The sequence below is a fragment of the Marivita sp. genome, assembly GCF_020055635.1.
GTDB lineage: Bacteria > Pseudomonadota > Alphaproteobacteria > Rhodobacterales > Rhodobacteraceae > Marivita.
This window is the reverse complement of record NZ_JAIPUT010000103.1, coordinates 1-7,867: the sequence shown is the minus strand read 5'-3', so window position 1 is coordinate 7,867 and position 7,867 is coordinate 1. Positions and strand designations below refer to the sequence as shown.

Annotated in this window: 10 protein-coding genes and 4 pseudogenes; 6 read left to right on the top strand and 8 right to left on the bottom strand. The window is 64.4% G+C overall.

All coding sequences use genetic code 11. The annotated features are described in order from the left end of the window. Window positions 1-230, bottom strand: a pseudogene (locus LCF60_RS22655) (hypothetical protein); the annotation flags it as partial. A 164-nt stretch (window positions 231-394) separates the two neighbouring features. After that, window positions 395-649: a hypothetical protein gene (locus tag LCF60_RS22650; protein WP_292294807.1), complete on the bottom strand. Its 255-nt coding sequence runs from the start codon at window positions 647-649 to the stop codon at window positions 395-397. A 113-nt stretch (window positions 650-762) separates the two neighbouring features. Between LCF60_RS22650 and LCF60_RS22645 the strand changes: the two genes are divergently transcribed. Further along, window positions 763-900 carry a hypothetical protein gene (locus tag LCF60_RS22645; RefSeq protein WP_292294806.1) on the top strand — a complete coding sequence of 46 codons (138 nt, stop codon included), beginning with the start codon at window positions 763-765 and terminating at the stop codon, window positions 898-900. A 341-nt stretch (window positions 901-1,241) separates the two neighbouring features. Here the strand turns inward: LCF60_RS22645 and LCF60_RS22640 are convergent, their stop codons facing one another. From LCF60_RS22640 to LCF60_RS22615, 6 genes and pseudogenes are all read right to left on the bottom strand, one after another. Continuing rightward, on the bottom strand, window positions 1,242-1,445 hold the full coding sequence (locus tag LCF60_RS22640) for a hypothetical protein (RefSeq protein ID WP_292294805.1): 204 nt from the start codon (window positions 1,443-1,445) through the stop codon (window positions 1,242-1,244). Beyond that, window positions 1,442-1,768 (bottom strand): hypothetical protein, encoded by a 327-nt coding sequence (locus tag LCF60_RS22635; protein WP_292294804.1) that lies wholly within the window; start codon window positions 1,766-1,768, stop codon window positions 1,442-1,444. The genes LCF60_RS22640 and LCF60_RS22635 overlap by 4 nt, the downstream gene beginning before the upstream one ends. 250 nt (window positions 1,769-2,018) lie before the next feature. Beyond that, a complete protein-coding gene (locus LCF60_RS22630; RefSeq protein ID WP_292294803.1) occupies window positions 2,019-2,546 on the bottom strand; it encodes a hypothetical protein in 528 nt (175 codons plus the stop codon). A 564-nt stretch (window positions 2,547-3,110) separates the two neighbouring features. Then, window positions 3,111-3,278 (bottom strand): hypothetical protein, encoded by a 168-nt coding sequence (locus LCF60_RS22625; RefSeq protein ID WP_292294802.1) that lies wholly within the window; start codon window positions 3,276-3,278, stop codon window positions 3,111-3,113. Between the two features lie 188 nt (window positions 3,279-3,466). Next, window positions 3,467-3,847, bottom strand: a pseudogene (locus LCF60_RS22620) (IS6 family transposase); the annotation flags it as partial. 106 nt (window positions 3,848-3,953) lie between these two features. Further along, window positions 3,954-4,781 carry a hypothetical protein gene (locus LCF60_RS22615; protein ID WP_292294801.1) on the bottom strand — a complete coding sequence of 276 codons (828 nt, stop codon included), beginning with the start codon at window positions 4,779-4,781 and terminating at the stop codon, window positions 3,954-3,956. Window positions 4,782-5,170: 389 nt separating this feature from the next. Between LCF60_RS22615 and LCF60_RS22610 the strand changes: the two genes are divergently transcribed. From LCF60_RS22610 to LCF60_RS22590, 5 genes and pseudogenes are all read left to right on the top strand, one after another. After that, window positions 5,171-5,440 carry a hypothetical protein gene (locus LCF60_RS22610; RefSeq protein ID WP_292294800.1) on the top strand — a complete coding sequence of 90 codons (270 nt, stop codon included), beginning with the start codon at window positions 5,171-5,173 and terminating at the stop codon, window positions 5,438-5,440. Window positions 5,441-5,858: 418 nt separating this feature from the next. Continuing rightward, entirely contained in the window at window positions 5,859-6,218 is a 360-nt protein-coding gene (locus LCF60_RS22605; protein WP_292294799.1) for a hypothetical protein, read from the top strand. Between the two features lie 8 nt (window positions 6,219-6,226). Next, a complete protein-coding gene (locus LCF60_RS22600) occupies window positions 6,227-6,805 on the top strand; it encodes a zeta toxin family protein (RefSeq protein ID WP_292294798.1) in 579 nt (192 codons plus the stop codon). 197 nt (window positions 6,806-7,002) lie between these two features. Continuing rightward, window positions 7,003-7,368 (top strand): annotated as a pseudogene (locus tag LCF60_RS22595) (ISKra4 family transposase); the annotation flags it as partial. A gap of 106 nt (window positions 7,369-7,474) precedes the next feature. After that, a pseudogene (locus LCF60_RS22590) lies at window positions 7,475-7,867 on the top strand (IS5 family transposase); the annotation flags it as partial.

Here is a 7,867-nt window from a genome sequence, read left to right as displayed (position 1 = left end):
GTGTCTGCCCGCGCTGACCATGCCTCGATATCGTCAAGATGCCGCATTCCAGTTAGGCAGGCGGTTTCCATCCCGTCAAGCCATCGCGCCAGACGGTCAGCGGGTGGGCCGCCAGCGCGCAGCCCCCCTGCCCCGCCAATGGCCAGAGGCGCAGAGACTGCGCCTCTCTCCTCGCTGGCCGCGATCCCCGCAGCCGTGACTGCCGCCTCCATTCGGTCACCCTGCTGCCCGGAACTGCTCGGCATTGTTGGAGAGCCCACATTCGAAACTTCGACTGCGTAGAGGTCGAAGCGCAGATCCTCGATCGAGCTGGTGGTGTTGGGAACCTTGAGGACCCCGTCGGCCTTCGCGCGTGCGGCGAACCGGTCGACGGCGGCCGCGACACTGTCCCCGGTCAGCAGGTCCTCGACGCGACCGAAGGTGTAGACCGTTGCCCGATCCGCGAAGGCGTGCCGGGCGAGCCAGGAGAGCGCCGCGTGGCCCGGCGCCGCTCGGCCACCGGGTCGCGGCCCAGCCGTCCGCCGAACCGGTCCCGCTCCCGCGCGCCCCGGATCGCAAGCTCAACGACGCGGCTCAGGTCCGTGTGGAACGCTTCGGTGCAGCGCGACCAGTCCATCGGACGGTCGCGGAGCGTCGGCAGGTCCCCCACGGGCGTGGACGGCAGCAGACGCGCGATCGGCGCGTGGCGCGCCCGCGTCGCGATGAGCCCGTTCAGAAACCGGATGGCGTTGCGAAACTGCCGGCAGCGCGCGGAGCGCAGCGATGGCCTCCGCGGTATCGATCTCTGCCGGACGGACATGGCCGAGCCTGGCCCGCAGGCTCGCGATCGACAGGGTGGACTGGGTGGGCAACAGCTGGTCACCCCGCGCGTCGAACCTAGTCTCGGCCAGCGCGACATAGTCCGCGATCGCGTCCCAGTCCGCCATCACGTCGCCGGGCACGGTCTGCGGCGTTGCCACCTCCGGCGCCCGGCGGATTGCGGCGGAGATCCGGTTCACGAAGCCATCGAAGGCCCGCTGCCGGGCCTCGGGGGTCCTCGCACGGGTGCACTCGCCGGCCCACACGATCCGGGCGGCGAGGCGCTCCCATTCGACGACTTCGGCCGGGATCTGCGCAAGCCGCTTCCCGGTCAGCCGCTTGCCCGTTGGAACGCCGACCGGTAGGCTTGGGCCGAGGCGGAACTATATAGCGAGGGCAGCCGGAGATAGACATCGAGAAGGGTATCGAGACGGTCAGTACGTTCAGTCATGGGTTTTTCCGTTCATCGGAGGGGAGTTGCGTTCATGCACCGGCAAATGAACGAAACGGTCCCGCAGATTTGCCCCATAAAGCTGCGCAGCCGTTCCGTTCGAGAGGCCCGAAAGACCCGAAATCGCAGAGTTTTCCGTTCGGGACGGGTGCTCCGAGGCGATGGCCACAGGCTTGGGCACGGAGCCGGGGATCACGCCCAGCTCTCCTGCCAGCGCGCCACCTCGGCCGGCACGAAGCGGACCTGCGAGCCCACCCGGCGGCAGGGCAGCTCGCCGGACCGGGCCCGGTCGAGGACCCAGTCACGACCGCGCGCGACCTGCGCCCCGACCTCCTCGGGAAGCATCAGGTCCACCCTGTAGGCCGCGTCCCACCCCGCAAGCGGCGGCCCGCCCTCGAAGGCGAACACCTCCGCCAGCCGGTAGAGCACGCTGCGACCGCGCCGGACCGGCAGCAGCAGCCCGTCAGCCGCCGCCCGCCAGAAGAACGGGTTCGAGCCGTGCCGACAGCGACGCGGCACAGCCTCGTTCCGAACTTCTGGATTTTCCGTTCTTTCCCACGCTCCCGACCTCCGCGTTTCTCGTTGCGGAGGGGACAAAGGGAAAAATGCGGCTCGTCCCAAATCGCCGCGGCAAGTCATGTGATCGAATGTCCGTGGGGGCGGTTTGCCGCTCCCAGCGGAGGGACGAGGCCGCCCGCCGCGTGACTGGCGGCCCTGCGCGACATGGTCCGGCCCGCGTCCGGGACGCCCTTTCCAATGACCCGTGCGGTCAATGCCGGATGACACGGCGGCGCCTGCTGCGCTTATTTGGACGCCTGACCCCGAGCCCGGCGGCCAAACCCGGACGCGCGTCGAGAAACGTCGACAGGAGCAGAGCGGTCTGAACCCAGACAAAAAGGTCGAGAAAGTCGGAGGCCGGGAGTCCAAGAAGCTTCCGCATCATGACGAAGCTCACGATGAGTGCTCGCGTACCCGCCTTAACGTCCGGCATCTCGATCGCAGGCCCCGACCGGGCGCCAAGGGCGGCACAGAGCGGCAGGGTTTCGGTCGTGAAGCATGCGTCGATTGCCGAGCCGGCGATCTTGGCGAGCCGCTCCTGATAGGGAAGAAGCTGCTCGGCCAGGCCTGTCGACAGGAACTCGTCGGTCAGGGCCTCTCCGAGCAGGACGCAGAACGTCTTCCTGTCGTCCGGGTCGGTGATGCCGAGAGCGGCGATCTGCCGGCCGAGACTGTCGGCGAGATCCAGGATCTCGCCCAGCGGCACACCGCCCGGCCCGTTGGTTGTTTGGTGGGACATGCTGTCCTCCTGTTCATCTGATGTCGCCGCCCGGTCGGACGACGGGGCGCCCCGCGGGTGCCCGAGCAGAAGATAGGATCGCTTCGATCCGAACGGAAAAACCGGCGGACGCAAATAGGTCGGCTGTCGCGGTCTCCGGCCCCGGCTGCCGCGCCGCCGTTCCGCGGCACCCCGTCAGAACAGCTCATGCGGCGGGAGTTCCAGTCCCGCCCGCCGAGCGACGCCGACGGAATGCGCACCGGTCCGCTCGAAGGGACGACACCCCGAAACCGCCCGCAGGAAACGTGCGTCATCGCGCGGGGAAATTGCGTCGCTTCGCGGGGATCCTGCGTCATGTCGCGGAGAAAATGGGTCATTTGGTGGGGATTTTGCGTCATGAATTCTGCAAATCATTGAAACACCTAAGAAAAAGACGCGGGATTCCTTGGCCAGTTGCGGGTCGAACATGAACTTTCCTCTTGTTGTGTCGGATCGGGCCCCGCCTTCCGGAGAGGGACGCGGGCGCCACGGCGGACGCCCGCGGTTGCTCGGCGGCAGGCAGTCCGGGCTCGATCGCGCGCGCCTTCAGGCGCCAAGCGCCCGGGCGAGATCGCGGTGATGCGGCGCGGCTTCTGCCAGCGCCTCCAGGTGGTCGCGCAGCCCGTCGCCGAGGCGGCAGAGTTCCGCCACCAGGTCCGAACCCGGGTCGAGCTGCGCGAAGCAGGCGGCCTCCAAACTCTCCGGGTCGTCCACCCCCTTGCAGGGAGAGCAGGCGATGGAGGTCCAGGATCCCGCGGCGGAGGCACGGCGTCATCCGGCGCGCCCCGGTCATGGCTTCGAAGAGCCGGGCGGTGCGGCGCACGGCCGGGCGGCCGCCGAGATGCGCGGCTCGACATTCGCCAGAAGGAAGCGCGCGAGCGCCATCTCCGCGACCAGCGCTAGCGTTTTATCAGTTTGACGAAAAGCCGCTTTGCAGCGCGCTTGTCTCGCCTGGATTGAAGGATTTCCTCAAGAACGATGCCGTGTTGATCGACCGCGCGCCACAGCCAGTATGACCGGCCCGCTATCTTCACGACGACTTCGTCTAAGTGCCAGACATCGCCGGGGCGCGGCCGCCGTCGCCGCAGAACGTGGGCGATCAGAGGGCCGAACTTGACGGTCCAGCGCCGGATCGTCTCGTACGAAACGTCCACGCCACGTGCCAGCATCATCTCCTCGACCTCGCGCAGGCTCAGGTTGAACCGGACGTAGAGCCAGACAACATGAGCGATGATCTGAGGTGGAAACCGGTGGCGCTTGTAGTTGATTTTCAATGTCTGCATCGAAATCCCCTAAGCCCAGATCAATGCACCAGCAACCTCACGCCCGTTAACGTGACAACACCGGGCCGGGCTCTCGCAAGCTGCCCCGCAGTTTCCCTCGGAGATGCTACGCGAGATCCGGAACGAGCGCGGCGACCTGCTCTGCCTGCCGGAGTGCCTGGAGCGTCTCGTGGTTGGACAGCACCCCGGGCGCAAGCGCCCGGGCCCGTTCTGCCGTCATCAGGCAGAATTCCCGGCGCAGTCCGGGTGAGAGCACATAAGTGATCTTGCCGTCCCGCGTGCGCCATGTGATCAGGCTTTTCCGGCTTGAAAGGTCATTGTGCGAAACGATGCCCACCGCTGCCGCCGAGCGCCGACAGGCAAGGATCATACCCTCTGGAAGCTTGTCATATTGTTTTTTGAGGCGCCTGTCGCAGGCGGCTTCAGCGCGCCCTTCGCGGAGGATCTCCCGCGCATCGGGAAAGAGCCGTGCCATCTCCAGCAGACATTCCCCGAACATCGCCCGGACCTGCGGAGACGCGGAAAAGGCCTTTGGCAGCTCCGCCCGGATTTCTGCCTGCTCCTCGGGAGCGAGGTCCTCCAGCGCACGAGCGGGGAACTCCGTCTGCCGCAGAGCCCATGCAGCCCCCTCGAGGTCCTCGAGCACCTGAGAGACGAAGCCGGTGATCCTCGTGAGCCACTTCTGTTTTTCAGGGGTCGAGAGACCGAAGCGGCTTGGGGCTATAAGCCACGCATGTGTCCCTGTCCCTACGGAAAGCTTTGCGGCCCAGCCGTAGTACTTGATGATTTCCAGGCTGACGAGCGACGCGCGTCCGTCAAGCGTCTCGACGCTGTACGTGATGTAGCCGGATCCATGCTCCATCTTGAAGGTCTGGATGGGGCCGTCCTCGGAGATCATTTGCGACTGGGTTTGATGGGAGTGCTGATCGTTCATCTGGCCTCTCCTTTCTTTTCTGGTATGGTGTGAACATGAATTTCCCGCTCTGCGGGTCGGGCGATATCGGCGCTGCGCCCAGGGGCGCTTGGATAAGAGGTGGCGTCTTTTCCTGAATGACGGAAAAGCTGCCGGGCGGAAAATTCTTCTCCTTCTCCTTTTTCTTTCCGCACATTGCCGGAGAGCCGGACCTCTTCCGCGGGTCGCCGAGGGGAGCTGACTGCGGTGCTGCGGACCCAGTCAGGGATCGAGCATGCGCTCGACAGGTCCTTTGGATGCTCTCCGACAGAGCTGAAATTTTTTGGTGCATGTCGTTCTGTCCCATCTCTTTCGCAGGACGGATAACGACTCCTGGCACCGTCCGCCGGGAAACAGGAACAGGTTCAACCATGACGACTTCATTCACCCTCGCGCGCGGCAACCGCATCTGCCTGGCCGGGCGCTACACCGGCTACTCGTTGGCCCGCGGCGGCTTCTGCGGAACCTGCAACGACAGGATCGACCGCTGGTATATCGACAATGACAGCGACACGACCCTTGACCGGCGCGGTCCGGGACATCGCACGCGCGCAGAAGCGCTTGATGCCTTCGCAAGGAGAAATTTTTCGGAAATCGTGCCTGAGCGCTTTTTGCCGGGAGCAAGTCGATCAAGATACTGAGTGTGTCACGGACACGAGCCGAAAACCGGAGACAGGGTTGGACAAATGCTTTGCGGCGCGCAGCAGAGCGGACGTCCGGCCAGGGTTTCCCGGTCGAGGCGCACGAGGTCGAACACGTGCGACCCTTGCGAAGGCTGCGCGCCGGTCTACCGGCGCAGGGCCACCGTCGAGCGCAGGCTCGGCTGAGACGGCGCCGTCTCGGGGCGGTCTTGCGACGGGTACGCCGCGGCGGCGCGCAGCCGGGGTGTGCCTGGAGCGGGATCGTCCGCGACGGGCTGATCATGGACCTGCCAAGGAAAGATCGGGGGGAGACCCTGACACTGCATATGCGCGGCGGAGGGCGCGGTGGTGCTGATGGGATGGCGCTCCCTTGACATCAAGGTAGCGAAACGCTACCTTTTGCTTCAGGAGGTAACCAATGGCCAAATCCGTGAAGTTTGCCGACGATGCGTTCGTTGATGAGGCGCGCGCCGTTTCCGGGCTCCAGAGCCGTTCACTCGCAGGGCAGATCATGCACTGGGCGCGGATCGGTCGTGCCATCGAGAGATCCAGCAGCTTTGACCATGCCAGGATTTCGCGGGTGCTCGCAGGAGAGCTCGAAACTGGTGTCCTGACTGCGGAGGAAAAGGCCGTCTGGTCAGAGAGGTTCCTGGAGAAGATGTCGGAACCCGGACCCGACGAAGAAGCTTTCTTCATCGAACTCCGCAAGAGCGGCAAAGCCGTAGGCCTTGATGCTTCCGGGAACATTGTCCGTACGGACTCACGAACCGACGGATGAATCCGACAATGATCCTGCTTGCCGGCCCCAACGGCGCCGGCAAGTCGACCCTTTACCAGACCCGCGTGGCACCGGCATTCGCGGGTCCTTTCATCAATGCCGACGTCATCCAGCGCCATGAGCTTGGCGATGCCAGCCCGGAAGCCTCCTACAAGGCCGCGGAAATCGCGGCGCAGCGACGGGCGGAGATCATCTCCAGAGGAGGCGATCTCGTTGCCGAGACGGTCTTCTCGCATCCGTCGAAGCTCGAGCTGGTTAGAGAGGCACGCGTCAGAGGATATACTGTCTGGGTGATGCATATCGGGGTGGATAGCGCCGACCTCGCGGTGGCGCGCGTCACATATCGCGTCGAAGCCGGTGGGCACGGAGTGCCCGAAACCAAGATCCGCGAACGATACGATCGCTCGGCACCTCTTATCCGCGAGGCAGTGCGTCTCGCGGATATTGGCCTTGTCTACGACAACTCCGTGGCGGGTCAAAACCCCAAGCTCGTCCTGACATTTGATCGAGGTCATCTTGTCCGGGTCAGGGCGGATCCCCCAGCCTGGGTGAGGCAAGCCTATGCTCCAACCCTGCCCTCCATCTGACCAACCGGGTCTTCCGGGGGAGTGGGCAAAACCTGGGGGTCAGGCTGCTCTTTGGTATGCGCTGGTCAATCGTCCATCGAGAACGGCGGCCGGCACGATGGCAACGTGATGGGCGCCTTTGGGTGCCCTAACTGTGCCGCACATGCTTCTCGTGGACCGGTTCGAACGGAAAGCGACCGCGCGAGGCTCCGGGGCGGTACCTTTGGCATGGCAAAGTGATGACCGCCGCGACAATCCTCAAAGTTCTTCAGATCGATTGCGATCGTCTGCGCGCCCAAACCTGAGAATTACGAGAAGCGGCCAAGCGCGTCAGATCTCGGTGCCAGGACCTCTATTCCTACCTTGCGAACAACGTCGACGCGCTCGTGGACTACGGCCATCGACACCGGAATGGCCTCGCAGTTTCGTCGTCCCGGGCAGAAGGCTGTGTTGATGACATCGGCAACACCCGCATGGGCAAGCGGCGGCGCATGAGATGGTCACCGCGGGGCGCGCATCGGGTTGCCATCACTCGGGCCGCTGTGCTTGACGGAAGGCTAGCCGTCTCAAAGCGGGCCGCTTGACCACCAGCTTTTGCCCACTCCCGAATTAAAGGCAAAATCTCATATTTAAGGGCAAAGAGTGGCCGTTGATTTCGTTGGATTTCTCATCTCACAATTAAGGGCTACGCGACAACTGGAGATCCGTGCGGTTGGTGTCACTACATGCAATGTCGGCGACGCACCTATGCTGCCCGACCTGCTGGAACAGGTCCCGCCCGATCAAGAGATTGCCACGGTCACCGCTGATGGGGCGTATGACACGCGCAGATGCCACAATGTGATTGCTGATCGGGGGGCCGCAGCCATCATCCCGCCGCGTAAAAATGCCCAACTTTGGAAGCCAACCACGGCGGGAGCTATTGCGCGAAACGAAGCTGTGAGAGCCTGCAAATATCTCGGACGGGCACTCTGGCGAAAGTTGACCGGCTACCATCGCCGAAGTCGCGCAGAGACGAAGATAAACTGCGTCAAACTCCTTGGCCAAGGCCTCATGGCCCGAGACTTTGATCGACAGGTCGCC